Raw genomic sequence first — 24,267 nt, 5'->3', positions numbered from 1 at the left:
CATGCCCATCCTCCGCCCCGACACCTCCGTCAAGTTTCTCAAGGGCATCGGCGAGCGCCGGGCCGAGGCGTTCGCGCGGCTCGGCGTGCGCACCGCGCAGGACCTCCTGTGGCACATCCCCTTCCGCTACCTCGATGCCTCCAGCGTCACCCCGTTCGCGCGCGCCAAGGTCGGCGAGGACGTGGCGTGCGTGGGGACCGTCATCGCCAAGCGGCTGATGCCCACCCGGAGCGGGCTCCGGATCTTCACCGCGGTGCTGCGGGATGAGAGCGGGATGCTGGAGTGCGCCTGGCCGGGGCAGGGGTTCCTGGACCGCACCATCCAGGTCGGGCAGACGCTGCTGGTGGCGGGGGTGGTGCGCTTCTATCACGGCCGGCAGCTCAATCCGCGCGAGTACGTCATCCTGGCGGAGCCGGACGGCGAGGAGGACGGCCCGCCGGCGGGCCGGGTGCTGCCGGTCTACCGCGCCACGGAGGGGCTCAGCCACAAGGTGATCCGCGGGCTCATCGACCGGCACCTGGACGGGATGATCGCGTTCAGCCGGGATCCGCTGCCCGAGTCGGTCCCCGCCGACGCCGGGCTCCCGCCGCTGCCGGAGGCGCTGCGCTCGGTGCACCGGCCGGCCACGGTCGAGGAGGCGGAGGCCGGCCGGCGCCGGCTCGCCTTCGACGAGCTGCTGGACCTGCAGCTCATGCTCGCCCGGGCGCGGCTGCTGGCCAAGCGGAGCCGCCGCGGGGTGCCCTTCACGCTGCAGCACACCTACACCCGCGCGCTGGCCGCGGCGCTGCCCTGGCCGCTCACCGCCGACCAGAAGCGGGCCCTGCGCGAGATCACCGCCGACATGACCGCGCCGGAACGGATGCACCGGCTCCTGATGGGCGACGTGGGCACCGGCAAGACGGTCGTGGCGCTGTTCGCCATGCTCCTCGCGCTCGAGAATGACCACCAGGCCGTCCTGATGGCGCCCACCGAGCTGCTGGCCGAGCAGCACTTCGCCACGCTGACGACGCTGCTCGAGCCCATCGACCTAAGGCCCGAGCTGCTGGTGGGGCGCCAGTCGGTGGCGGAGAAGGCCGCCCGCCGGAAGAAGCTCGCCAGCGGCGAGGTGCGGCTGGTGGTGGGCACCCACGCGCTGATCGAGGACCAGGTGGCCTTCCGCCGGCTCGGCCTGGTGGTGATCGACGAGCAGCATCGCTTCGGGGTGGAGCAGCGGGCCAGCCTCATCGGCAAGGGCGATGCCCCCGACGTGCTGCTCCTGACGGCCACGCCGATCCCCCGCTCCCTGGCGCTCACCCGCTTCGGGGACCTCGACGTCTCCACCCTGCGCGCGCGGCCGCCGGGGCGCGGGGCCATCCGGACCGGCGTGCGCACCGGGGACCAGCGCGAGAAGGCGCTTGCCTTTGTCCACGCGGAGTGCCGCGCCGGCCGCCAGGCGTACGTGGTGCTGCCGGTGATCGAGGAGTCGGAGAAGGTGGACCTCCGCGCCGCCACCACGATGGCGGAGAAGCTCCAGGCCCTGTGGCCCGACCTCGCCGTGGGGCTGGTCCATGGCCGCCTGAAGGCGCCGGAGCGGGATGCGCGCATGCGGGAGTTCCGGGCGGGGGAGGTCGACGTGCTGGTGGCCACCACCGTGATCGAGGTGGGGATCGACGTGCCCAACGCCACGGTCATGCTCATCGAGCATCCCGAGCGCTTTGGCCTGGCGCAGCTGCACCAGTTGCGCGGCCGCATCGGCCGCGGCGGGAACGAGAGCTACTGCATCCTGATGGCCGGGGAGTCGGTGCCGCCGCGGCTCGAGGCGTTCGCGCGGACCACCGACGGCTTCAAGATCGCGGAGCTGGACCTCGAGGAGCGGAAGATGGGCGACCTGATCGGCGAGCGGCAGGCGGGCGACTTCGAGCTCCGGCTGGCGCGGCTGCCGGACGATGGCGACCTGCTGCAGGCGGCGCGGGACGCGGCCCGCGCGGTGCTGGCCGCCGACCCGATGCTGGCCCAGTCCGCGCACCAGGGGCTCAGGGAGCGCGCGCTGCAGCGCTATCCGCGCGCGGTGGAGCTGTTCCGCACCGGCTGATCAGAAGTGCAGGATGAGGCCCATCTCGGTCCGGGGCCCGATCACCCGGAAGCTGGGCTCGAAGGGAATGTCCTTGGGTGGCGCCTTGGGCCGCGTCAATTCCCAGACGAACAGCCCCGCCGCGCCGAGCAGCGCCGCCTCGCCCCCCAGCAGCCAGCCCCGGGCCCGCCGGTCCCCGCTCAGGGCGGCCTGGTAGTACCCCTCCGAGACCGGGTCGAGGTACCGTCCGCCGGGGCCCCGATCGCAGCGGGACCGGTCGTCGACGCAATAGTCCTCGAGGCGCTGGAAGGAGCGGTCGGCGTCGTGATGCGCGCTCGACGCCTTGAGTCCCATCCCCACCGCGGCGGCGAGGACCGCCCACTTCCCGTACTTGACCAGCGCCGGCGCGGCGCGCGGCCGGAAGAGGCTGTCGGCCGGCTGCTGCGCCAGGAGCGGCAGCGCGAGCGCCGCGCCGAGTCCCAGGGTGACCAGCGCGCGGCGGATCATGGTTCCCCCAGGCGGATACGGTGCAGGTCACCCTGGCCGCCGACCGCCACGAAGTCGCCCTCGCCCAGCGCCACCGGCGCGAGCTCCAGGGGGCGGCCAAGGGGCGTCTGCCAGGCCGGCTCCGCGCCGGCCAGGGCGAAGGCGCGCAGCGAGCCGTCCGAGCCCCCGACGAGCAGCCACTCCCCGAAGAGCTGCGGCGCGCCGGTCACCGCCCAGGGCTCGGCCCGCAGGCGCTCGGCGGCGCGGACGTCGCCGGGCGGCACCCGGTAGATCGAGCCCGCCAGGGTCACGGCGTAGATGGTGTCGCGGCGCACCACGGGGCTGGAGAGCACCGGCGCGTCGAGGCGCACCGACCAGTCCACCGTGAGTGAATCGGGATCGAGCGCCACGAGGAGCGAATCGCCGGTGGCGCCGAGCAGGCGGGAGCCGAGCGGCACCCATGGGGCGGTCACGGCGCCGGGGGCGCGGCGGCGGCGCTGGATGGTCCCGTCGGCCGGGCGCACCAGGTAGAGGCTGTCGTAGCCGGTCACCAGCACCAGCCCGTTCGCCAGCAGCTGCGGCGCGATCCGCTGGGCCGCGAGCCGGCGCCGCCACAGCACCTTGCCGGTGGAGCGGTTGAGCGCGAGCACCTGCATGCGCCGGGTCAGCACGATGATCCGGTCGGGGAGGATGGCCAGGGGGGCCTCGACGTAGCCCGTCCCGGTGGACCAGAGCTCGCTGCCGCTCACCGCCTGGAAGGCGTGCACCTTCCCCTCGGGGCGGCTGGTGGCGGCGTACACCACGTCGCCCGCGACCTGGACGCCCCCCAACATCGGCCCTGCCACGCGGTGGGCCCAGCGGGTCTTCCCGGATGCGAGGTCCACGGCGACCACGCGCCGGTCGGCGCCGCCCAGGTACAGGTTCTGGCCGTCCCGGCCCACCGGGGCGGTCGGGCCGCGCAGGGGGCGGACGCGCCAGAGCCGGGTGAGGGGGGTCCCGACCAGGGCGGCGGGGCGGGGCAGATCCCCGGGGTCGAACTCGGGAACGGGGCGGTACCCGGTGCAGCCCGCGTTGACCATGAGGAGACCGGCGGCTAGACTCCACGCCCCGCGCCACCGGCGCCGTGCCCTTCGCCCCGACAGCTCATGACCCGCGTCCGCATCAACGAACTCGCGCGCCACGACGGCGCTTCCGTCACCGTGCAGGGCTGGGTGAGCACCACCCGCTCCAGCGGCAAGATCGCCTTCGTCGTGCTGCGCGACGGCACCGGCGCCCTGCAGGCCGTCTTTTCCCGGAAGGACGTGGCCGCGGAGACCTGGGAGCGCCTCGGCGGCCTCACGCAGGAGACCTCCGTGGCCATCACCGGCACCGTGCGCGCCGAGGCGCGGGCGCCGGGCGGCTACGAGATGCATGGCGCCGAGCTGGTCGTCATCGGGGCCAGCGAGGATTTTCCGATCCAGCCGAAGGAGCACAGTACCCAGTTCCTGTTCGAGCACCGGCATCTCTGGCTTCGCAGCCGGCGCCAGGTGGCGATCGCAAGGGTGCGCAACGAAGTGGTGCAGGCCATCCGCGACTTCTTCTACGAACGCGACTTCATCCTGGTCGACACCCCGATCCTGACCGGCTCCATCGGCGAGCAGGCGGGGGAGCTGTTCAGCACCGAGTACTTCGACCTCGGCAAGGCCTACCTGGCCCAGACCGGCCAGCTGTACGTGGAGGCCGCCGCCGCCGCCCTCGGCAAGGTCTACTGCTTCGGCCCGACCTTCCGCGCCGAGAAGTCCAAGACCCGGCGGCACCTCACCGAGTTCTGGATGGTGGAGCCGGAGGTGGCCTTCCACGACTCCAACGACAACATGCGGCTGCAGGAAGCGTTCGTGAGCTACGTCGTGGGCCGCACCATCGAGCGGCGCGCCGAGGAGCTCAAGGAGCTGGAGCGGGACACCGCGCCCCTCCAGCGCGTCCAGGCGCCCTTCGCGCGCATCTCCTACACCGACGCGGTGGCCAGGCTCAACGCCCTCGGTTCCGACATGGAATGGGGCCGCGACCTCGGCGGCGACGACGAGACCCTGCTGGCCCAGCAGTATGACCGGCCGGTGTTCGTGTACAACTACCCGAAGGGCGTCAAGGCGTTCTACATGAAGGAGAACCCGGACGACCCGCGGACCGTGCTCAACAACGACTGCCTCGCCCCCGAGGGCTACGGCGAGATCATCGGCGGGTCGCAGCGGGAGGACAGCTACGACCGGCTGCTGGCCCGCATCCTCGAGCAGGGGCTCGATCCCGAGGCGTACCGCTGGTACCTCGACCTGCGGAAGTACGGGACCTTCGTGCACTCGGGGTTCGGTCTCGGGGTGGAACGTACGGTGGCCTGGATCTGCGGGCTGCCGCACATCAGGGAGACGATTGCCTTCCCCCGGCAGATACACCGGTTGTATCCGTAGCCGGCTCGGCGGCTCGGCGGCGCTGCCGTACGATTGCCTCGCCGCCAACGCCTCAGCGCCCCGCCTTCACCTCGTCCCACAGCCCATCCAGCACCGCCAGCCCCGCGGTGGTCACGTCGATCCCGCGGGCCTGTGCCAGCCGCTCCACTCCTTCGAAGCGCGCGCGGAACTTCCGGTTGGCGGCGTCGAGCGCGGTGGCGGGCTGCACCCGCGCCTTCCGCGCCAGGTTCACCACCGCGAAGAGCAGGTCGCCGAGCTCCTCGGTGACGGCCGCGGTGGCTGGTGGGTACACCGGTTCGCCGGTCTCCGCCGGCGCGGGCGGCGGCGGGGGGACGGCGGCCGCCTCGTGCAGGGCCTGCAGCGTTTCCGCCAGCTCCTCGCGCACCTTCGCGGCGGGCCCGTCGGTGTCGGGCCAGTCGAAGCCGACGCTCGCGGCGCGCTCCTGCAGCCGGTAGGCCAGATGGAGGCTGGGCAGGGCGGGGGGTAGCCCCTCGAGTACCCCGCGGAGCTTGCCCTCGCGGCGCTTGAGGGACTCCCAGCGCTCCCGCGGCCCGAGGTCGAAGAGGTGCGGGTGGCGCCGGCGCATCTTGCGCTCGAGGTCGGCGGCCACGTCCCCGGCCGTGAACTCGCCCCGCTCCTCGCCCAGGACCAGCTGCCAGGCCAGGTGGAGCAGCAGGTCGGCCACCTCCTCGCGGATGGCGGTCGGGTCCCCCGTGGCGATGGCATGGTCGAGTTCGAAGACCTCCTCGACCAGGTAGGGGCGGATCGTCTCCCGGGTCTGAACCCGGTCCCAGGGGCAGCGCTGGCGCAGGTCGCGCACCATCTCGAGGGCGCGTCCAAGCGCTGATCTGTCTTGCATTTATCCTCCGTGGCCGGTATCATACGCGCCGCTTGCGCATGCCGTCAATCGCGGATCATCTCCCCCGCGCGTGGGCCGAGGTTGACCTCGCCGCCGTCGTCTCCAACGCGCGTACCGTGTCCCGCATCGCCGGGGCACGACTCCTTCCCATGGTGAAAGCGAACGCGTACGGCCTCGGCGCCGTGCCGGTGGCGCGCGCCCTCGAGGCCGTGGAGCCCTGGGGCTATGGGGTGGCCACGCCGGAGGAGGGGGCGGAGCTGCGGCGGGCGGGCATCGCGCGCCCGATCGTCGTCTTCAGCCCCCTGGGGCCCGCCACGGTGGAGCCGTGCCTGCGCGCCGACCTGCGCCCGGTCATCGGCGACCTGGAGGGGCTCGCCGCCTGGCAGGCGGCGGGCCGGCACCCGTTCCACGTGGAGGTCGACACGGGCATGGCGCGCGCCGGCTTCCGCTGGGACGAGGCACCGGCCTGGCGATCAGCCGTGGCGGCCGCGGGCGCGGCCTGCGAGGGGATCTTTACGCACTTCCACTCGGCCGACGAGGCGCCGGCGAGCATGGTGCGGCAGTGGGAACGGTTCCGCGACGTGCTCGCGCTCCTGCCGGACCGGCCCGCGCTGGTGCACGCCGCCAACAGCGCCGCCGCGCTGCGGGGCCCGGACTACGCCGCCGACCTGGTCCGGCCGGGGATCTTCCTGTACGGGGGCGCGGCGGCCGGTCACGAGCCGGCCACGGCGGTGCGCCTGGAGGCGCGGGTGGTGGCCCTGCGGACGGTGGCCGCCGGTGACAGCGTGAGTTATGGTGCCAGCTGGGTCGCGCCGGCCGCCACGCGCATCGCGACCCTCGGCGTGGGCTACGCGGATGGCCTCCATCGCAGCCTGGGCGGGTGCGGCGTGGTGGAACTCGGAGGCCGCCGGGTCCGGGTGGTGGGACGGGTGACGATGGACTTCACGATGGTGGCGGTGGAGGGCCCGGTGGCCCTGGGTGCTGTGGCGACGGTGTTCGGCGGCCTCGTCTCCGTCGACGAGCAGGCCGCGCTGGCCGGCACCATCGCCTATGAACTGCTGACCGCGCTGGGGCCGCGAATCCCCCGGCGCTACGAGGGAGCGGCATGAACGAGCACTTCGCGTCGCTGGTGGTGGGCCTGGCCCACCAGGCCGAACAGGCCATCCAGGGCCGGCTGCCCGAGGGCACGCCGGGCGCACCGGATGCCCGGCAGGTGGCCCGCACCCTCATCGATACGCTCGGGATGCTCGAGGAGAAGACCCGCGGGCGGCTGGACCCCGACGAGGCCCGGCTGCTCACCGAGGCGCTCACGGCGGTGCGGTTCCGCTTTGCCACGACCGAGCCGCGTCCGTGAATCGGCGTCGGGCCGCGCTGATCGTGCTCGACGGGGTGGGGATCGGGCCGGCGCCCGACAGTGCGCGCTACGGCGATGCCGGCAGCCACACGCTCGGGAACGTGGCGCGGGCGGTGGGGGGCCTCCGACTACCGAACCTGGAGCGGCTGGGGCTCGGCTGCTGTGCCCCGCTCGCCGGGGTGGTGGCGGTGGACGCGCCGGGCGCGGCCTGCGGCGTGGCGCGCCCCGCCGGGGCGGGCAAGGACAGCACCACCGGCCACTGGGAGCTGCTCGGGCTCTGCCTGGCGGAGCCGTTCCGGACCTACCCGCAGGGGTTCCCGGCGGCGTTCGTCGAGGCGCTGGCGCGGGAGACGGGGCGCGGGGTGCTGGGCAACCGGACCGCCTCGGGGACCGTGATCCTCGACGAGCTGGGGGAGGAGCACTGCCGCACCGGGGCGTGGATCCTCTACACCTCGGCCGACAGCGTCTGCCAGCTCGCGGCGCACGAGGAGGTGGTGCCCCTCGCCGAACTGTACCGGGCCTGCCAGGTCGCGCAGCGCCTGCTCGAGGGTCCGGACCGGGTGTCCCGGGTGATCGCGCGCCCCTTCGTGGGGTCCGTGGGGCGCTGGCAGCGCACCGACCGGCGCAAGGATTTCAGCGTTCCACCGCCGGGGGAGACGCTGCTCGACCGGCTGGTGGCGGCGCACATCCCGCGGGTGGGGGTGGGGAAGGTCGACGATCTCTTCGCGGGCCGCGGGATCACCAGCCTGCACCCGGCGGGAAACCCGGCCAGCTATCGCGCCATCGAGAGCGCGCTGCGCACCATGCCGCGGGGGTTCCTGTTCGCCAACGTGATCGAGTTCGACCAGAGCTGGGGGCACCGCAACGACGTGCCCGGCTTCCACGCCGGGCTGCTGGCCCTGGACCGTGCGCTGCCGATGATGCTGGCCCCGATGCGCGACGAGGACCTGGTTATTATTACCGCCGATCACGGCAACGACCCGACCACCCCGTCCACGGACCATTCCCGTGAGGTGGTGCCGGTCCTGGCCGTCGGACCCCGCGTCGTTCCGCGGGCGCTGGGCATCCGGGACACGTACGCGGACGTCGGCCAGACGCTCGCCGAGTTCTTCGGTGTCCCCCCGCTCACGACCGGGCAGTCCTTCCTCCGGGAGATCTGGCATGGCTGACGCCCTCCTGGCCGCGGCCACGGCGGCCCGGGAGCGGGCCTACTGCCCGTACTCGGGGTTCGCGGTGGGGGCGGCGCTCGAGGCCATGGACGGGCGCATCTTCACGGGCTGCAACGTGGAGAACGCGTCCTACGGGCTGACCGTCTGCGCCGAGCGGGCGGCGGTGTTCGCGGCGGTGGCCGCCGGCGTGCGGCAGTTCCGCCGGGTGGCGGTGGTGGCGGACCGGCATCCGCCCATCAGTCCCTGCGGGGCCTGCCGGCAGGTGCTGGCGGAGTTCGGGCCGGAGCTGCTGGTGCTGGGCGTGGGGCCCGGCGGGAGCCGGCAGTGGACGCTCCGGGAGCTCATCCCGGACGCCTTCGATTTCAACCGCGGGGCCTGACAGGAACGCATGCGACGACCCGACTCGATGATCCGTCCCTTCTCCCTGGCGCTGCTCGCGGTGGCCGGCCTCGCGGCGTGCCAGGAGAAGCTCGCGGCCCCTGCCGAATGCCCCGACCTCTGCCCGGGCAACTTCGACGTCCGGGACACCGTCATCACCCCGGTGCTCGGCAGCGACAGCGCCTTCGAGGGCTACCTGCAGCCCGGGCTGGGCGGCTCGCTCCGGGTATCGTGGCAGTACCCGCTGAGCGAGGATCGCGCGGTGGTGCGGTTCGTCCAGCGGCCCGACTCCTTCAGCGTCGGCGATTCGCTCTACCCGTATACCATCGACTCGGTGTCGCTGGCGCTGTCGGTGCTGGCCCGGGACAGCGCGGTCAAGGGTCTCACCATCTACCTGTACCGGATGCCGGCCACGGTCGACTCGACCGTGACCTTCACCGACATCGACACCGCCTTCACCCCGGCCAATCTCGTCGACAGTGTCGAGGTGCCGGACTCGGTCGCGACGGGCCGGTTCACGCGTTTCCTCACCGGCGCCAACCTCGCGCGGGTCACCATGACCCCGGGGGACAGCGGCGTGCTCGCGCTCGGCCTGCAGATCCGTGCCGCGAGCGGCACCGGCGTGCGGCTGGGGAGCGGCGCGGCCGGCAGCTCCGCGCCGAGCTTCGTCACCTACGTACAGGTGACCACGCCGGACACCACCTTCGCGCGCACCCTGACCCGCGGGGTGCAGTTTTCCCGCTGGGTGCCGCAGGTGGCGCCGGTCCTCGATCCCGACCTGCTGACCGCCGGCGGGGGACCCAGCGCCCGATCGCTGCTGCGCTTCCCGTGGCCGGACTTCCTGCGCGACTCGGCCCAGCTGGTGCGGGTGACGCTGGAGCTGCTCCCCGCCGCGCCGATCGCCGGGCTGGCCCTGGACACCGCCTTCCTGCAGGTGCGGCCCATCCTCACGGACCTCGGCAACAAGAGCCCGGCCTCCACCGACGCGCTGTTCATCACCTCGGTGCCGCTGGTGGCCGGGTCGGCGGACACGGTCCGGGTGGAGGTGCGCCGGGCCGTCAGCCTGTGGCAGGGCACCCAGCCGCTGCCGCCGGGCTTCATCCTGCAGCTGATCCCCGAGGCGTCCAGCTTCACCCGCGCCACCTTCGGGTCGAGCCGGAGCCCCGGCCTGGTCCCGCGGCTCCGGGTGACCTACGCGCGCAAGTTCCCGTTCGAGGCCCCCTGATGCCGCGACTCCTGCGTCCGCTGGCCCTGCTGGCCACCCTCGCCGCGCTGCTCGCCGGCGACCCGCTGCCCGCGGCGGGGCAGTCCTCGATGTTCGGCGTGCGCGGCCTCGGGCTGCCGGGCCGGCCCCTCACCCCGCGCACCCGCGCCACCAGTGGGAGCTTCGGGCTCTTCGACGGCGAGAGCGACGTGAACCCCGCCGCGCTGCCCAACCTCCGCTCGGTGGCGGCCGGGTTCGTGATGGCGCCGAACTGGCGCAGCTGGCAGTCGCCGGCCGGGGATGCCTCGCTGCGCGAGACCCGCTTCCCGCTGGTCTACGTGGGTGGGCCGGTGCCGCGCACGCGGCTCGGGCTCGGGATCTCCATCGGCAGCTACGCCGACCGCGACTTCCGGCTCGCCACCACGGACACGGTGGTGCTGCGCGGGGCGCCGGTGGCGGTGTTCGACACGCTCAAGTCGCTGGGCGGACTCAGCGAGATCCGGTTCGCGGCCGGGCTGCAGGTGGGCAGCCGCACCTCGATCGGCGCGGGCATCCACTGGATCACCGGCTCCAACCGGCTGGAGTCGCGCCGCGCGTTCGAGGACTCGACGTTCATCGCGTTCCGCCAGACGGCGGAGCTCTCGTACCAGGGCGTGGGCTTCTCGGCCGGGCTCACCCACCAGCTCTCGTCCAAGGTGCAGCTGGCCCTGACCCTGCGCAGCGATGGCAAGGCGTCCGTGGACCTGGACAGCGCCCGGGCCTATTCCATCGACCTCCCGATATCGGTCTCGGCGGGCGCGCTGGTCCGCGCTTCCCCGCGGCTGACCGTCGCCACCAGCGGCCAGTATCGCACCTGGTCCGCCGCCAACAGCGACCTGCAGGCCCGGGGCGGGGTGGGCGCGGAGAACACCCTCGAACTCAGCCTCGGGGGCGAGTACGTCCGCAACACGCGACGCCCGTCCACCCTGCCGATCCGGGCCGGGGTGCGCTTTGCGCAGCTGCCCTTCCCGGTCCAGGCGGGGAACCGCCCCCGCGAGTGGAGTCTCTCCGCCGGCACCGGCACCCGGTTCGCGCAGGACCGCGCCGGGGTGGACCTGGCGATCGAGCAGGCCTGGCGCAGCGAGGGCGGGGCCTACAAGGAGCGGGCCTTCAGCATCATCCTCGGCCTCTCCATCCGGCCCTACGGGGGCGGCGGGCGCTGAGCCCCGGCCGCCCGGCCCGGGCTGGCCCGCCTATCGCCCACGCGGGTGGGCGCCGTATTATTCGTGCGTCATGAAGCGCCTCTACATCGAGACCTACGGCTGCCAGATGAACGTCGCGGACACCGAGCTGATGCTCGGGGTCCTCGCGCGCGAGGGGTATGTCCAGGTGGACAGCCCCGAGGGCGCCGACGTGCTCCTGGTGAACACCTGCGCCGTCCGCGACAACGCCGAGCAGCGGGTGATCGGGCGGCTGGGTGAGCTGCAGCAGCACACCCGGCGCGGCGGGGTGCTCGGGGTGGTCGGGTGCATGGCCCAGCGCCTCGGGCCCCGGCTGCTGGAGCAGGTGCCGCGGGTGGACATCGTGGCCGGGCCCGACGCCTACCGGAACCTCGCGTCGCTGGTGGTCCAGGCCGAGGCGGGCGACCGGCGCGCCGACACGGCGTTCCGTTCCTGGGAGCACTACGAGGACGTCCCGCCGGTGCGGGAGCCCGGCGCCACCGCGTTCGTGACGGTCCAGCGGGGCTGCGATTACAAGTGCACCTTCTGCATCGTTCCGTATACGCGGGGACCGGAGCGCAGCCGTAAGCTCGAGGACGTGGTGCGCGAGGTCCGCGCGCTCGCCGACCAGGGCACCTCCGAGGTCACGCTCCTTGGGCAGACGGTCAACAGCTACCACGACGGCATCGCCGACTTCGCCGACCTGCTCCGCGCCGTCGGGGCGGTCGATGGGATCCGCCGGGTCCGGTTCACCTCCCCGCACCCCACGGACTTTACCGCTCGCGTCATCGACGCCATGGCGACGGTGCCCGCGGTCTGTGAGCATGTGCACCTGCCGGCGCAGAGCGGCTCCAACGCCGTCCTGCGGCGGATGCTGCGGCGCTACACCCGGGAGCAGTACCTCGACGTGGTGGCCCGGTTGCGGGCGGCGATGCCGGCCATCACCTTCAGCACCGACCTCATCGTCGGGTTCCCGGGGGAGTCCGAGGCGCAATTCCAGGAGACGCTCTCCCTGGTGGCCGAGGCGGGATTCGACGACGCCTACACCTTCCGCTACTCGGTCCGCGAGGGCACGCCCGCGGTTCGCCTGGGCGACCATGTCGCCGACGAGACCGGGGCCGAGCGGCTGGAGCGGCTCATCGCGGCGGTGCGGGCCCAGGCCCGGGCGCGCAACGCCGGGCGGGTGGGCCAGACCGTGGAGTTGCTGGTGGAGCGGCCCGCGCGCCGCGGCGACCTCCTCCTCGGCCGCTCCCGGACCAACCTGCTCGCGCTGGTGGACCTCCCGGCCAGCGCCATCGGCGAGTACCACACGGTGCAGCTTACCGGCACCACCGGTTCCACGTTCACCAGTCACCTGGTCCGTCCCCAGCTCGCGGTGCTCGCATGACCCCACCCGTGATCCGCAACGCCGTCGAGGAGCACGTCATCGACGCCTACGCCCAGCTCTCGGCCCACTTCCCCGACTTCTGCGGCTGCGAGACCTGCCGGCTCGACGTGCTGGTCTACGCCCTCAACCGGCTGCCGCCCCGCTACGTCGTGGGGCTCGAGGGGTCGATCGTGACCGACGTCAACCTCGACAAGGACCAGAACCGGGCGTCGATCGAGGTCGCCGTGATGGAGGGCATCCGCAAGGTCAACCTCGCGCCGCGCTGCAAGCGCCGAAGCGCCCGCACCTAGTCGCGGGTGCCGCCGGCGGGGCCACATGAGGCCCGCCTACCTCCTGCTGGCGTGCTATGGGGCCGGTCTCGCGACCGGCCTCCTGCGTTTCGGGGCCCCGGCAGGCGTCGCGGGGCTCCTGATCACGGTCGGTGCGTGGTGTCTGTGGTGGCGCCCCGGGGCCGCGGTGTGGCCCGCCGTCGCGCTGGCTGGCGTGCTCAGCGCGCAGCTGGCGCGGGGGGCGGAGGCCACCGCCTGCGCACGGCACCTGCAGCCGGGTGCCCTCACGCTGCGCGTGCGGGTGGAGGAACCGGTCTTCGAGGACCAGCGCCTCGCCGCGGTGTCGCTCCCCGGGGCCGGGTGTACCGGCCTCGTCGATGCCCGGTGGCCGGGGGAGCCGGTACGTGCGGGCACCCGGGGACGGGTCGAGGGGCGGTGGCTGGCCCGGCCGGACCGCGCCGGCCGGACCGGCGGCATGCTCCTGGTGCGGGCGTTCACCGCAGAGGCGGTGGACCAGGCCATGGGCGACCGGTTCCACAACTGGCTCGGCGAGCAGATCCGGGCGCTCTTCGGCGACCGCGCGGGGACGGTCGAGGCGCTGCTGATCAACCGCCGCGGCGGGATGGCGCCCGAGCTCAAGGACCGCTACGCCCGCGCCGGCCTGGTGCACATCCTCTCGATCTCCGGCTTCCACGTCGGCGTGATCCTGGCGTGGGTGCTGCTCGGGGTCCGGCTGCTCACGCCGCGCCGGCACCTGGCCGCGGCCATCGGGGTGGCGGTGGCTGGTGGGTACGTGGCGTTCATCGGCTGGCCCGCACCGGCCGCCCGCGCGGTGCTGCTGGCCGCGATCGCCGCGCAGGCCCGGTGGCGGCAACGGGCCCTTTCGCCGCTCCCCCTCCTCGCGGTGACGGGGGTGGTGGTGCTCCTGGTGGATCCCTGGGCGGCGCTCGATGCCGGTGCCTGGCTCTCGGTGGCCGCGCTGGGCGGCGCGCTGCTCGCCACGCGGTGGAGCGACCGGCGGCTGGGCCGCGGCTGGGGCTGGCGCCTGCTGGCCGGCTCGGCCGGCGCCACCATCGCCACCGCGCCGATCAGCGCGGCGCTGTTCGGCACGGTCTCACTCGCGGGGCTGGGGCTCAATTTCGTCGCCATCCCGCTCGCCGCGGTGGTGGTGCCCGGGCTGCTGCTCAGCCTGGCGGCCTCGGCGCTCGTGCCGGTGCTGGCCCCGCCGCTCGCCGCCGGCTCCGGTATGCTGCTCGCCGCCCTCGATGCGGTGGCCTGGTACGGAGGCGCGGTCGAGGGGCTGGTGGTCATCCAGCCCGCCGGGCCGGTCGCCGCCGTGCCCTGGCTCGGACTCGCGGCGGTGGCCTGGTGGTGCACCTCCGACGGCGCGCGGCGCCTGGTGGCGCTCCGCCGCGCCATGCTGGCGGCGGCCATCGCGGTCTGGGTCCTGGCGGGGGTGGAGCAGGCCGGGGTCGTCCGTGCCGCCGGTGGCGGGCTGGCGTTACATTTTCTCGATGTGGGACAGGGTGACGCCGCCCTGCTTCGCACCCCGCATGGACAGTGGATCCTGATCGATGCCGGACCCCGGACGGAACGCAGCGATGCCGGCCGCCGGGTGGTGGCCCCGTTCCTCGCGCGCCACCGGGCGGGTGGCCTGGCGCTCGCGGTCGTTTCCCACGCCCACGCGGATCACCTCGGCGGCCTGCCCGCGGTGCTCGACCGCTTCCCGGTGCGCCAGGTGCTGGAACCGGCGGAGCTGGTGGCCGACTCCCTGTACGTGGGGCTGCTCGACCAGCTGGAGGCGGCCGGTGTCCCATGGCAGGCCGCGCGGGATGGGATGCGCTTCGAGATCGACAGCGTGCGCTTCTCGCTGCTCCATCCGGACCCGGCCTGGCAGGAGTGGCAGGCGGACCTGAACGAGGATTCCGCGATCCTGCTGGTGGAATACGGCGGATTCCGGGCGCTCTTCCCCGGCGATGCCGGCCTGGTGGCGGAGGCGCGGCTGGCGGGGCGGGTGGGCCGGGTGGACGTGCTCAAGCTGGGGCATCACGGCTCCCGCTCGGCCAGTGGCGATGCGTGGCTCTCGGAGCTTGCCCCGCGCGTCGCGATCATCAGCAGCGGTGCCGGCAACCGCTACGGGCATCCCCATCCCGAGGTCCTCGCGCGGCTGGCCCGGCACGGGATTGGCGGGTGGCGGACGGACCAGTCGGGCACCATCCGGGTCACCACCGACGGGCGCAGCCTCACCATCGTCGCGGGCCCAACGCAGGCAACCTTCCCGGTCGGCGGACCCCCGTGAGCGCGCGCCGCGCGCCGCGGGTTCACCGCCGGGAGCTTCCCGAGGACATTCCGTGCTGCCCAATTCACGCGTGATCACCATCGAACGCTTCATCCTCGACCAGGAGGAGAAGTACCCCGAGGCGACCGGCGAGCTCTCCAACCTCCTCTACGACATTGCCCTCGCCGCCAAGATCATCGCCGCCAGCATCCGGCGCGCGGGACTGGTCAACATCCTCGGCAGCGCCGGCAACACCAACGTGCAGGGCGAGGAACAGCAGAAGCTCGACATCTTCGCCAACGAGACCATGACCAACGCGCTCAACCACACCGGGCGCGTCTGCGTGATGGCGTCCGAGGAGGACGAGCAGATCATCCCGGTGCCCGACCAGTACCCCGCCGGCAAGTACTCGGTGCTCTACGACCCGCTCGACGGCTCATCCAACATCGACGTGAACGGCGCGGTGGGCACCATCTTCAGCATCTACCGCCGGGTGAGCATGGAGGGCCGCGGCAGCATGGCCGACGTGCTCCAGGCCGGCTGCAAGCAGGTGGCGGCGGGATACGTGATCTACGGCTCGAGCACCATGCTGATCTATTCCACGGGGCAGGGGGTGGCGGGCTTCACCCTCGACCCCTCGATCGGCGAGTTCCTGCTCTCCCACCCGAAGATGGTGACGCCCCGCGTGGGCAAGTACTACAGCGTCAACGAGTCCAACTTCGCCCGCTGGAGCAAGGCGACGCAGTGGGCGGTGCGGGGGTTCCACGGCGACCGGCCCGAGGAGATCCCGGGCAAGAACAGCCGCTACATCGGCTCCCTGGTGGCCGATTTCCACCGCAACCTGCTGGCGGGCGGCATCTTCATGTATCCGGCCGACAGCAAGAACCCGCGGGGCAAGCTGCGGCTGCTCTATGAGGCGGCGCCCATGGCGTTCATCGCCGAGCAGGCCGGCGGCTCGGCCACCGACGGGGTGCACCGCATCCTCGACATCGTGCCCCAGGACCTGCACCAGCGCACTCCGCTGGTGATCGGCAGCCGCGAGGACGTGGGCTACGTGGCCGACACGCTGCGGCGGATGGGGGAGGGATGAGCGGGCGGGCCAGCGGCCCCGGGGACTGGACCGGCGATCCGGCGCGCGACCTCGGCGCGCCGGGCCGCTTCCCGTTCACCCGCGGCGTCTATCCGGCGATGTACACCGAGCGGCTGTGGACCATGCGCCAGTACGCCGGCTTCGGCACCGCCGAGGAGACCAACGCCCGGTTCCGGCTGCTGCTCGACGCCGGGCAGAGCGGGCTCTCCACCGCGTTCGACCTGCCCACGCAGATGGGCTTCGACTCCGATCACCCGATGGCCGCCGGCGAGGTCGGGCGCGTCGGCGTGGCCATCGACACCGTCGAGGACCTGCACGACCTCTTCCGCGGCATCCCGCTCGACCAGGTCTCCACCTCGATGACGATCAACGCCACCGCGGGGATCCTGCTCGCGATGTACGTGGTGGTGGGCGAGGAGCAGGGCGTGCCGCGTCCCAAGCTCCAGGGCACGGTGCAGAACGACGTGCTCAAGGAGTACATCGCCCGGGGGACCTACATCTACCCGGCGGAGCCCTCGCTCCGGCTCACGGTGGACCTGTTCCGCTTCGTGGCCGAGGAGCGGATGAACTTCAACCCCATCTCCATCAGCGGCTACCACATGCGCGAGGCCGGTGCCACCGCGGCGCAGGAGGTGGGCTTTACCCTGGCCAACGCGCTCGAGTACGTGGGGCGCGCGGTGGCGGCCGGGCTCGAGGTGAACCGGTTCGGCCCCCGGCTCTCGTTCTTCTTCGCCGCCCACAACGACCTCTTCGAGGAGGTCGCCAAGTTCCGCGCCGCCCGGCGGCTCTGGGCCCGGCTGGCGCGGGAGCGCTTCCAGGCCGACGACCAGACCTGCCGCCTGCGCTTCCACACCCAGACCGGCGGGGTCACGCTCCAGGCCCAGCAGCCGCTCAACAACGTGGTGCGGGTGACGGTGCAGGCGCTGGCCGCCGCGCTCGGCGGCACCCAATCCCTGCACACCAATGGCTACGACGAGGCGCTCGCGCTGCCCACCGCCGCGTCCGCCACCCTGGCGCTGCGCACCCAGCAGATCCTGGGGCATGAGAGCGGGCTCGACCGCACGGTGGATCCGCTCGCGGGCAGCTGGTACGTGGAGGCGCTCACCGATCGGATCGAGGCCGAGGCACGCGCCATCATCGGCGAGGTGGACCGGATGGGCGGGGCGGTCGCGGCGATCAATCGGGGCTGGTTCCAGGAGGCGATCGCCCGGAGCGCCTGGGAACTGCAGCAGGCGCAGGAGGAGGGCCGCCAGGTGGTGGTCGGCGTGAACCGGTTCACGGACGGCTCGGACGCCCCGGCGATCGCGCGGCCCGACTATTCGGCGCTGCAGGAGCGCCAGCAGCGACGCCTCGCGGACGTCCGTGCCCGCCGGGATGGCGCGGTGGTCGCGGCGCGACTGGAGGCGCTGGCCAGCGCGGCCGGCGGAGCGGCGCCGCTCATGCCGCCGATCATCGAGGCGGTCCGCGCCCGGGCCACCCTCGGGGAGATCAGCGACTGCCTGCGCGGGGTCTGGGGCACCTACCGTCCCGCCTGACCGGCTGCCCTGCTATCTTGTGCGTCCCCCCGACATGGAGCGTGTGTGGGTCTTCTCGATGATGTGATGGGACAGGCGCAGCAGCACCTCGGCAAGCAGGCGGCGGGCGGCAACACGGCCGACCTCCTGTCAGGCCTCACCCAGCTGCTCGGCGGGCAGGGCGGAGTCGGTGGCCTGGCCGGGCTGGTGCAGCTGTTCAACCAGGGCGGGCTGGGGAACATCATCCAGTCGTGGATCAGCACCGGCCAGAACCTGCCCATCTCCCCGGCACAGCTCCAGCAGGTGCTCGGCCAGGGCCCGCTGCAGAACCTCGCCGCCAAGACCGGCCTGGCCCCGGAGGCCCTGTCCCAGCAGCTGTCGCAGCTGCTGCCCCAGGTGGTCGACAAGCTCACGCCCGAGGGCAAGCTGCCCAGCGGCGACCTCATGGGCGACGCCATGGGCATGCTCAAGAAGTTCCTGTAGTCCGCCGCGCGCCCGAACGAGGCGGCCCCCGGGGAGGACTCCCCGGGGGCCGTCGTGGCGTCTGGGCGGCGCGAGGCTAGAACCCGACCTGAACTCCCAGGTGCACGATCATCAGGTCGGTCTCGCTCTCGATGGGGGTGAAGGACACCCCGCCCCCGGGCTGGGGTTCGATGCTCCCCTCCCGCAGGTACCGCGTCTTGCCGTGGCGCTGGTAGCGCACCCCCCCGTCAATGAACACCGGCTTCCGTCCCCCCGAGACCCGGATCATGGCCCCGGCGCCGCCGTACCAGGCGAAGGTCCAGTCGTTGAAGTTGGTGCTGGTGGCGAACGGGGTGACGTTGTCCGTGCCCTCGGCACTGGTGGTGGTGGCGAAGTTCGAGGCGCCGATGGCCCCGTGCAGGTAGCCGCGGATCGGCCCGCTGCCGACCCGCAGCTCGGGGCCCACGCCGAAGGTGTAGATGTCGTTGGCGGTGGTCAGGTCCACGAGGAGGCCCGGCAGGGTGGGGCTCAGCGGCAGCCGCTCGGTGGTCCGGCCATACTGGATCCAGGAGCCGAACAGCCGCAGCCCCACCACGTTCTTCTGGTCGAGGAAGAAGGTGAAGTTACCCCCGACGCCGTACCCGGTCCCGACGAACTGCTTGAACTGCCCCTGGGGGAACCCCAGCTGGACGTTGATGCCGAAGTAGCTCCGGGGGTCGGCCTGGGCCGAGACCTCCCGGTAGTTCTGGGCCGCGAGCGGCGCGGCGAAGAGGGCCAGCGCCACGGCGACCGGACGAGCCGAGGGATGCACGCAGTGCTCCGGGGAATGGTGAGTGGCGGAAGGTAAGCCAGCCCGGCGGGGGCCGGTCAAGCGCCTCTGGTCCCCCCCGGGACAGGGGGGTACATTGGCTCCGGTCATTGCCACTCGCCCCATGGATGGGACGGGACCCCAGCCGGAGAACCTCGCCATGCGGGCCGATGGCGATCCCATCCACACCGCGGCCGTTCGCGCCGCCGGTGTCATCATGATCCTCTGCCTGGCCGTCGCCGGGCCGCTCGCCGCCCAGGGGGCTCGCGCCTCCGAGGCCGCCTTCGCGCGCGGCAAGCCGCTCGGGGAGTGGCTGGCGCAGGCCGATCATTACATCCCCGAGCTCCGCCGCGAGGCGGTGAAGGCCATCGCCACCCTCGGGCCGGGAGCGCGCGCGGCGCTCCCCACGCTCCTGCGGGCGGCGCGCGATGAGCACCAGGAGGTTCGCTACTGGGCCATCGAGGCCATCCGCCGTATCGGCCCCGACGCGCGGGACGCCGCGCCGGTGCTGCTCACGGTCCTCGCGGACGATGTCCGGCCGGTGCAGCAGGTGGCCCGCCGGGCGCTGGAGGCCCTCGGCCCACCCGCGACCCCGCTGCTCCTTCCCTCGCTCGGCTCGCGCGACGCCTGGGTCAGGGCCAACGCGGCGGAGGCCATCGGGGTGATCGGCGCCGCGCCGGGGAAGACCGTCCGGCAACTCGCCCTCCTCCTGGCCGATGATTCCCTCTGGGTTCGCGCTTCCGCGGCGTGGGCGCTCGGGCACCTGGGACGGGCCGCGAAGCCGGCTACCCGCCCGCTCATCGACCTGCTGCAGGAAGAGCTGCGGCACGATCCCACCCTGGCCGACCCGGCGCAGCGGGCGAGGGTGGAGAACCTCTGCTACGCGCTTGGCCGGATCGGCAAGGACGCCGGCGATGCGGTGCCGGCGCTGCTCTCGGTCTTCTTCGATGGCGGCGACTCCCTCCGCAGCGTGGCGGTGGCTGCGCTGGCCGGGGTAGGGAACCGGGCGGCGGAGCCGCTGGGCAAGGCCGCCCGGAGCGGTCCGATGGCGGTCCGCCTCGATGCGGCACAGGCCCTCAGGTTGATGGGTCCCGAGGGCCGGAAGGCGGTGCCCGACCTGGTGAAGGTCCTCGAGGGCACCGATGAGCTGGAGGGTGGGCACGACCTGGTGATCGCGGTGGCGGATGCGCTCGGGGCCATGGGCAAGTCGGCCCGCCCCGCGCTCGGCGTGCTGGAGCGGCAGCGCCGGAAGAGCGTGAGTCCGGACGTGGTGGCCGCGCTCGACCGGGCGCTCCGGAAGGCCCGGCTCGGCGGGTAGCGGATCCCGGGTTGGCCCCCGGCGCTTGAATCGCCGGGTCGGAGCGGCTAAAATATTGCGCCCGTTTCTCTTAGGACGCAGTCGCCGATGCCGACCTACGAATACCAGTGCCCCGCGGGGCACGACTTCGAACTGTTCCAGAAGATGTCCGACAAGCCGCGGGCCAAGTGCCCCGCGTGCGGCAAGGCCGCGACCCGGAAGATCTCCGGTGGCGCGGGCCTGGTCTTCAAGGGCTCGGGCTTCTACATCACCGACTACGGCAAGGACGGCAAGGGCCCGCGGAAGGACACGGACAAGCCGGCGGCCAAGTCGGAGGGCAGCGCGAGCAGCTCCGCGAAGCCCGAGAGTGCCTCTCCCAAGGCGGAGAAGCCCGCGGCCGCCAAGCCGGCGGCCGGCAAGAAGGCCGCCGAGTGAGCGAACAGCAGATCCGCGCCGAGTTGGCGCGCGTGGCGGCCGCCCTGGGCGCACCCGAGGCGGCCTTCGTGCTGGAACGCCCCCGCGACACCGGGCACGGCGACCTCTCCACCAACCTCGCCATGCTGCTGGCCAAGTCGCTCAAGACCAACCCGCGGGCCCTGGCCGAGCGGGTGATCGGCGCGCTGCGCATTCCCGCCTCCGTGGTGGCGCGCACCGAGATCGCCGGGCCCGGCTTCATCAACTTCTGGCTGGCGCAGGACGCCCTGGCCACGCTGCTCCAGACCATCATCGGCGCGGGCGCGAGCTACGGCCGGCTGGACTTCGGCGGGGGGCAGCGGGTCAACGTGGAGTTCGTCTCCGCCAACCCGACCGGCCCGCTGCACGTGGGCCACGGGCGCGGGGCGGCGCTCGGCGACGCGATCGCCGCGCTGCTCGAGTGGACCGGGCACGCCGTGACCCGCGAGTTCTACATCAACGACGCCGGGGTGCAGATCGAGCGGGTGGTGCAGAGCCTGTGGGCCCGGGTGGAACAGCAGCTCGGGCGCCCGGCCGAGATCCCCGAGGGCGGCTACCACGGCGCCTACCTGGTGGAGCTGGCGGCGCAGCTGCTGCGCGAGCAGCCGGAGCTGGCCACCGTCACCGCGCACGAGGGCCTCGCGGCCTGCCGGGTGGCCCCGCTCCGCATCCGCCAGGAGCAGGAGGACCTGCTGCGTGACCTCCACGTGGTCTTCGACGTGTGGAGCAGCGAGCAGGCCGTGCGCGACCAGGGCCGGGTCGAATCGGCGCTGCGCCTCCTGGCCGAGCGGAGCCTCACCTTCGAGGAGGACGGCGCGCTGTTCCTCCGGACCAGCAGCTTCGGCGACGACAAGGACCGGGTCCTTCGCAAGAGTGACGGCAGCCTCACCTACTTCGTGCCGGACATCGCCTATCACATCGACAAGCACGACCGCGGCTTCGCGCGGGTCATCGACGTGTGGGGCGCCGATCACCACGGCTACATCCCGCGCGTGCGGGCGGTGCTGCGGGCGCTGGGGTACGGCGAGGACTTCTTCGAGGTGGCGCTGGTGCAGCTGGTCAAGGTGATGAAGGCCGGGGAAGAGGTGCGGATGTCCAAGCGCTCGGGGGAGTTTGTCACCCTGCGCGACCTCATGGACTGGGTCGGCGTCGACGCCACCCGCTACTTCTTCCTGATGCGCCCGGGGCAGTCGCCCTTCACCTTCGACGTGGACCTGGCCCGCAAGCAGACCGACGAGAACCCCATCTTCTACGTGCAGATGGCGCATGCCCGCATGAGCGGCATCTTCCGGGTGGCCGGGCGGGCGCCGGAGTCGGCCAGTGGGGACGTGTCGTTCGACGCGCTGCCCGCGGCCGAGGACCTCGAGCTGCTCAAGAAGCTCGCCACGTTTCCCGAGGTGGTGGCCCGGGCGGCGCGGGCGCGCGAGCCGCACCGGGTCACCGATTACCTCGAGGACCTGGCCCGGCTGGCCCACGGCTGGTATCACAAGTGCCGCGTCCTCGGCGAGCCGCCCGCCACCGAGGCGGCCCGCCTCGCGCTGGCGCGGGCGGCCCGTATCGTCCTCGCCAACGGCCTCGCGCTGCTCGGCCTCTCCGCCCCTGACCGGATGTAACCCGATGAAACTCCTCGTGGTGGGCAGCGTCGCCCTCGACTCCATCCTCACGCCCTTCGGCGAGGTGCACGACGCGCTGGGGGGCAGCGCCGTCTACTTCAGCGTGGCCGCCTCGGTGCTCACCGGGGTGCGCATGGTCGGCGTGGTGGGCGATGACTATCCCATGACCGACCTCAAGGCGGTCGGGGCGCGGGGCGTCGACATCTCGGGCGTGGAGCAGGCCCCAGGCGAGAGCTTCCGCTGGAAGGGGAAGTACAGCTTCGACCTGGCCAGCCGTGAGACCCTCGAGACCCGGCTCGGCGTCTTCGCCGACTTCCGGCCCCGGATCCCCGCCGGCTTCCGCGACACACCCTACGTCTTCCTGGGCAATATCCACCCCGACCTGCAGCTGGCGGTGCTGGACCAGATGCACGAGCCGCGGCTGGTGGCCTGCGATACCATGAACTTCTGGATCGATAGCGCCCGCGAGCGCCTGATGCAGGTGCTCAAGCGGGTGGACCTGCTCATCATCAACGACGAGGAGATCCGCCAGCTCTCCGGCGACTGGAACGTCCACCGCGCCGCCCGCTGGGTGCTGGGGCAGGGCCCCCGCCGCGTGGTGGTCAAGCGGGGCGAGCACGGGGCGCTGCTGGTGGAGACCGGGCGCAGCTTCTACTGTCCGGCCTATCCGCTGGAGGAGGTGTTCGACCCGACCGGCGCCGGCGATTCCTTCGCCGGGGGGTTCCTCGGCTACATCGCCCGCACCGGGGATACCTCGAGCGATGGGCTCCGCCGCGCCATGGTCTTCGGCGCCGCGATGGGGTCGTTCGCCGTGGCGAGCTTCGGCATCGGCGGCTTCGACGGGGTGACGCCCGCCAGCCTGCACCAGCGGGTGGGCAGCTTCAAGGACCTGACGCACTTCGAGATCGCGGAGGCGGTGGCATGACGGAGCGGCAGTATGCGCAGGCCGGGGTCGACCTGGTGAGCGCCGAGGCGGCCAAGGAGCGGATCGGGCAGCTGGTGGCCGGGACACGCACCGCGCACTCGGTGGGCCACGTCGGCGCGTTCGGCGGGATGGTGCGGGTGCCCGGCGGGATGCGGTCGCCGGTCCTCGTCATGAGCACCGATGGCGTGGGCACCAAGGTGCTCGTGGCGCTGCAGGCGGCCCGTTTCGATACGGTGGGCGAAGACCTCGTCAACCACTCCGTCAACGACATCCTGGTCCACGGCGCCCGGCCCCTGGCCTTCATGGACTACGTGGCCGGGGCGGCTCTCACGGTGCAGCAGATTGCCGGGATCGTGGAGGGGGTGGCCCGGGGCTGCCGGGCGCACCAGATCGCCCTCGCCGGCGGCGAGACCGCCAGCATGCCCGGGCTCTACCAGCCCGGCAATTTTGACCTGGCCGGCACGATCATCGGGGTCGTCGAGGAGGAGGAGGCCCTCCACGGGGATCGCATCCAGCCCGGGGATGTGCTTCTTGCCTATCAGTCCACCGGGCTGCACACCAACGGGTACACCCTCGCCCGCCGGGTGATCTTCGACGTCATGAAGCTGCAACTGGCCGACCGCCTTGGAGATACGGGCCAGTCGGTGGCCGACGCCCTCCTGGCCGTCCACCAGAGCTACGCCGCGGCCGTGATGCCGGTCATTTCGGGCCTGCATGGCATCGCACATATCACCGGGGGTGGCATCCCCGGGAATCTGGTCCGTGTCTTGCCAGATGGGTGCGAGGCGGTCGTGGAAACCCGCAGCTGGACCTGGCCTCCGTTGTTCCGGCTGCTGCAACAGGCAGGGAAGGTCAGCACCGAGGAGATGCGGGACGTCTTCAACCTCGGCGTGGGCCTGATCGCCGTGCTGCCGAAGGACCGGGTGGCGGGCGCGGAAGCCGCCGCCCGGGCGCAGGGCGTTCCCACCTGGGTGCTGGGCGAGATCCGCCGGGGCACCGTGGGGGTGCGATTCAGCGACTAGCAAACCTCT

Annotated in this window: 23 protein-coding genes; 19 read left to right on the top strand and 4 right to left on the bottom strand. The window is 72.8% G+C overall.

The window, feature by feature from the left end; all coding sequences use genetic code 11:
* Position 1 precedes the first annotated feature (1 nt).
* Positions 2–2,071 carry an ATP-dependent DNA helicase RecG gene (gene recG, locus IPJ95_12715; protein MBK7924470.1) on the top strand — a complete coding sequence of 690 codons (2,070 nt, stop codon included), beginning with the start codon at positions 2–4 and terminating at the stop codon, positions 2,069–2,071.
* Here the strand turns inward: recG and IPJ95_12710 are convergent, their stop codons facing one another.
* Both IPJ95_12710 and IPJ95_12705 read right to left on the bottom strand, forming a co-directional pair.
* Positions 2,072–2,557, bottom strand: a complete 486-nt coding sequence (locus IPJ95_12710; protein MBK7924469.1) for a hypothetical protein — start codon at positions 2,555–2,557, stop codon at positions 2,072–2,074.
* Positions 2,554–3,615 carry a PQQ-binding-like beta-propeller repeat protein gene (locus IPJ95_12705; protein ID MBK7924468.1) on the bottom strand — a complete coding sequence of 354 codons (1,062 nt, stop codon included), beginning with the start codon at positions 3,613–3,615 and terminating at the stop codon, positions 2,554–2,556. The genes IPJ95_12710 and IPJ95_12705 overlap by 4 nt, the downstream gene beginning before the upstream one ends.
* Before the next feature lie 66 nt (positions 3,616–3,681).
* Here IPJ95_12705 and asnS point away from each other — a divergent pair, with 66 nt between their 5' ends.
* Positions 3,682–4,977 carry an asparagine--tRNA ligase gene (gene asnS, locus IPJ95_12700; GenBank protein MBK7924467.1) on the top strand — a complete coding sequence of 432 codons (1,296 nt, stop codon included), beginning with the start codon at positions 3,682–3,684 and terminating at the stop codon, positions 4,975–4,977.
* Between the two features lie 52 nt (positions 4,978–5,029).
* On the opposite strand, the gene mazG is transcribed toward asnS, so the two are convergent.
* Positions 5,030–5,836 carry a nucleoside triphosphate pyrophosphohydrolase gene (gene mazG, locus IPJ95_12695; GenBank protein MBK7924466.1) on the bottom strand — a complete coding sequence of 269 codons (807 nt, stop codon included), beginning with the start codon at positions 5,834–5,836 and terminating at the stop codon, positions 5,030–5,032.
* Between the two features lie 38 nt (positions 5,837–5,874).
* On the opposite strand from mazG, the gene alr reads away from it, so the two are divergent.
* The 12 genes from alr (at position 5,875) to IPJ95_12635 (ending at position 18,161) form a co-directional block, all read left to right on the top strand.
* Positions 5,875–6,945 carry an alanine racemase gene (gene alr / locus IPJ95_12690; protein MBK7924465.1) on the top strand — a complete coding sequence of 357 codons (1,071 nt, stop codon included), beginning with the start codon at positions 5,875–5,877 and terminating at the stop codon, positions 6,943–6,945.
* The gene (locus IPJ95_12685; protein MBK7924464.1) at positions 6,942–7,190 is read left to right on the top strand and encodes a DUF1844 domain-containing protein; all 249 of its coding nucleotides are present in this window, start codon (positions 6,942–6,944) and stop codon (positions 7,188–7,190) included. Before alr ends, IPJ95_12685 begins: the two co-directional genes overlap by 4 nt.
* Positions 7,187–8,359 (top strand): phosphopentomutase, encoded by a 1,173-nt coding sequence (locus IPJ95_12680; protein ID MBK7924463.1) that lies wholly within the window; start codon positions 7,187–7,189, stop codon positions 8,357–8,359. Before IPJ95_12685 ends, IPJ95_12680 begins: the two co-directional genes overlap by 4 nt.
* A complete protein-coding gene (locus IPJ95_12675) occupies positions 8,352–8,738 on the top strand; it encodes a cytidine deaminase (protein MBK7924462.1) in 387 nt (128 codons plus the stop codon). The genes IPJ95_12680 and IPJ95_12675 overlap by 8 nt, the downstream gene beginning before the upstream one ends.
* 9 nt (positions 8,739–8,747) lie before the next feature.
* Positions 8,748–9,962, top strand: coding sequence for a hypothetical protein (locus IPJ95_12670; GenBank protein ID MBK7924461.1), 1,215 nt, complete (start codon positions 8,748–8,750; stop codon positions 9,960–9,962).
* Entirely contained in the window at positions 9,962–11,143 is a 1,182-nt protein-coding gene (locus IPJ95_12665) for a hypothetical protein (protein ID MBK7924460.1), read from the top strand. Before IPJ95_12670 ends, IPJ95_12665 begins: the two co-directional genes overlap by 1 nt.
* 70 nt (positions 11,144–11,213) lie before the next feature.
* A complete protein-coding gene (gene miaB / locus IPJ95_12660; GenBank protein MBK7924459.1) occupies positions 11,214–12,527 on the top strand; it encodes a tRNA (N6-isopentenyl adenosine(37)-C2)-methylthiotransferase MiaB in 1,314 nt (437 codons plus the stop codon).
* Positions 12,524–12,817, top strand: coding sequence for a late competence development ComFB family protein (locus tag IPJ95_12655; protein MBK7924458.1), 294 nt, complete (start codon positions 12,524–12,526; stop codon positions 12,815–12,817). Before miaB ends, IPJ95_12655 begins: the two co-directional genes overlap by 4 nt.
* Before the next feature lie 25 nt (positions 12,818–12,842).
* Positions 12,843–15,095 (top strand): DNA internalization-related competence protein ComEC/Rec2, encoded by a 2,253-nt coding sequence (locus tag IPJ95_12650; protein MBK7924457.1) that lies wholly within the window; start codon positions 12,843–12,845, stop codon positions 15,093–15,095.
* Positions 15,096–15,150: 55 nt separating this feature from the next.
* A complete protein-coding gene (gene fbp, locus IPJ95_12645; protein ID MBK7924456.1) occupies positions 15,151–16,164 on the top strand; it encodes a class 1 fructose-bisphosphatase in 1,014 nt (337 codons plus the stop codon).
* Positions 16,161–17,699, top strand: coding sequence for a methylmalonyl-CoA mutase (locus IPJ95_12640; GenBank protein ID MBK7924455.1), 1,539 nt, complete (start codon positions 16,161–16,163; stop codon positions 17,697–17,699). Before fbp ends, IPJ95_12640 begins: the two co-directional genes overlap by 4 nt.
* Before the next feature lie 66 nt (positions 17,700–17,765).
* On the top strand, positions 17,766–18,161 hold the full coding sequence (locus IPJ95_12635) for a DUF937 domain-containing protein (GenBank protein ID MBK7924454.1): 396 nt from the start codon (positions 17,766–17,768) through the stop codon (positions 18,159–18,161).
* Between the two features lie 76 nt (positions 18,162–18,237).
* Here IPJ95_12635 and IPJ95_12630 read toward each other — a convergent pair whose 3' ends face one another.
* Positions 18,238–18,951, bottom strand: coding sequence for a hypothetical protein (locus tag IPJ95_12630; GenBank protein MBK7924453.1), 714 nt, complete (start codon positions 18,949–18,951; stop codon positions 18,238–18,240).
* A gap of 157 nt (positions 18,952–19,108) precedes the next feature.
* On the opposite strand from IPJ95_12630, the gene IPJ95_12625 reads away from it, so the two are divergent.
* From IPJ95_12625 to IPJ95_12605, 5 genes are all read left to right on the top strand, one after another.
* The gene (locus tag IPJ95_12625; GenBank protein ID MBK7924452.1) at positions 19,109–20,266 is read left to right on the top strand and encodes a HEAT repeat domain-containing protein; all 1,158 of its coding nucleotides are present in this window, start codon (positions 19,109–19,111) and stop codon (positions 20,264–20,266) included.
* A gap of 87 nt (positions 20,267–20,353) precedes the next feature.
* Positions 20,354–20,680 carry a zinc ribbon domain-containing protein gene (locus tag IPJ95_12620; GenBank protein ID MBK7924451.1) on the top strand — a complete coding sequence of 109 codons (327 nt, stop codon included), beginning with the start codon at positions 20,354–20,356 and terminating at the stop codon, positions 20,678–20,680.
* Positions 20,677–22,311 carry an arginine--tRNA ligase gene (locus IPJ95_12615; protein MBK7924450.1) on the top strand — a complete coding sequence of 545 codons (1,635 nt, stop codon included), beginning with the start codon at positions 20,677–20,679 and terminating at the stop codon, positions 22,309–22,311. The genes IPJ95_12620 and IPJ95_12615 overlap by 4 nt, the downstream gene beginning before the upstream one ends.
* A 4-nt stretch (positions 22,312–22,315) precedes the next feature.
* Positions 22,316–23,236 carry a sugar kinase gene (locus IPJ95_12610; protein ID MBK7924449.1) on the top strand — a complete coding sequence of 307 codons (921 nt, stop codon included), beginning with the start codon at positions 22,316–22,318 and terminating at the stop codon, positions 23,234–23,236.
* A complete protein-coding gene (locus IPJ95_12605; GenBank protein MBK7924448.1) occupies positions 23,233–24,258 on the top strand; it encodes a phosphoribosylformylglycinamidine cyclo-ligase in 1,026 nt (341 codons plus the stop codon). Before IPJ95_12610 ends, IPJ95_12605 begins: the two co-directional genes overlap by 4 nt.
* Positions 24,259–24,267 lie beyond the last annotated feature (9 nt).

This window comes from Gemmatimonadota bacterium, from assembly GCA_016713785.1.
Taxonomy (GTDB): Bacteria; Gemmatimonadota; Gemmatimonadetes; order Gemmatimonadales; family GWC2-71-9; genus JADJOM01.
The sequence above is the reverse complement of the archived record's forward strand: the minus strand, read 5'-3'. Positions and strand labels throughout refer to the sequence as shown.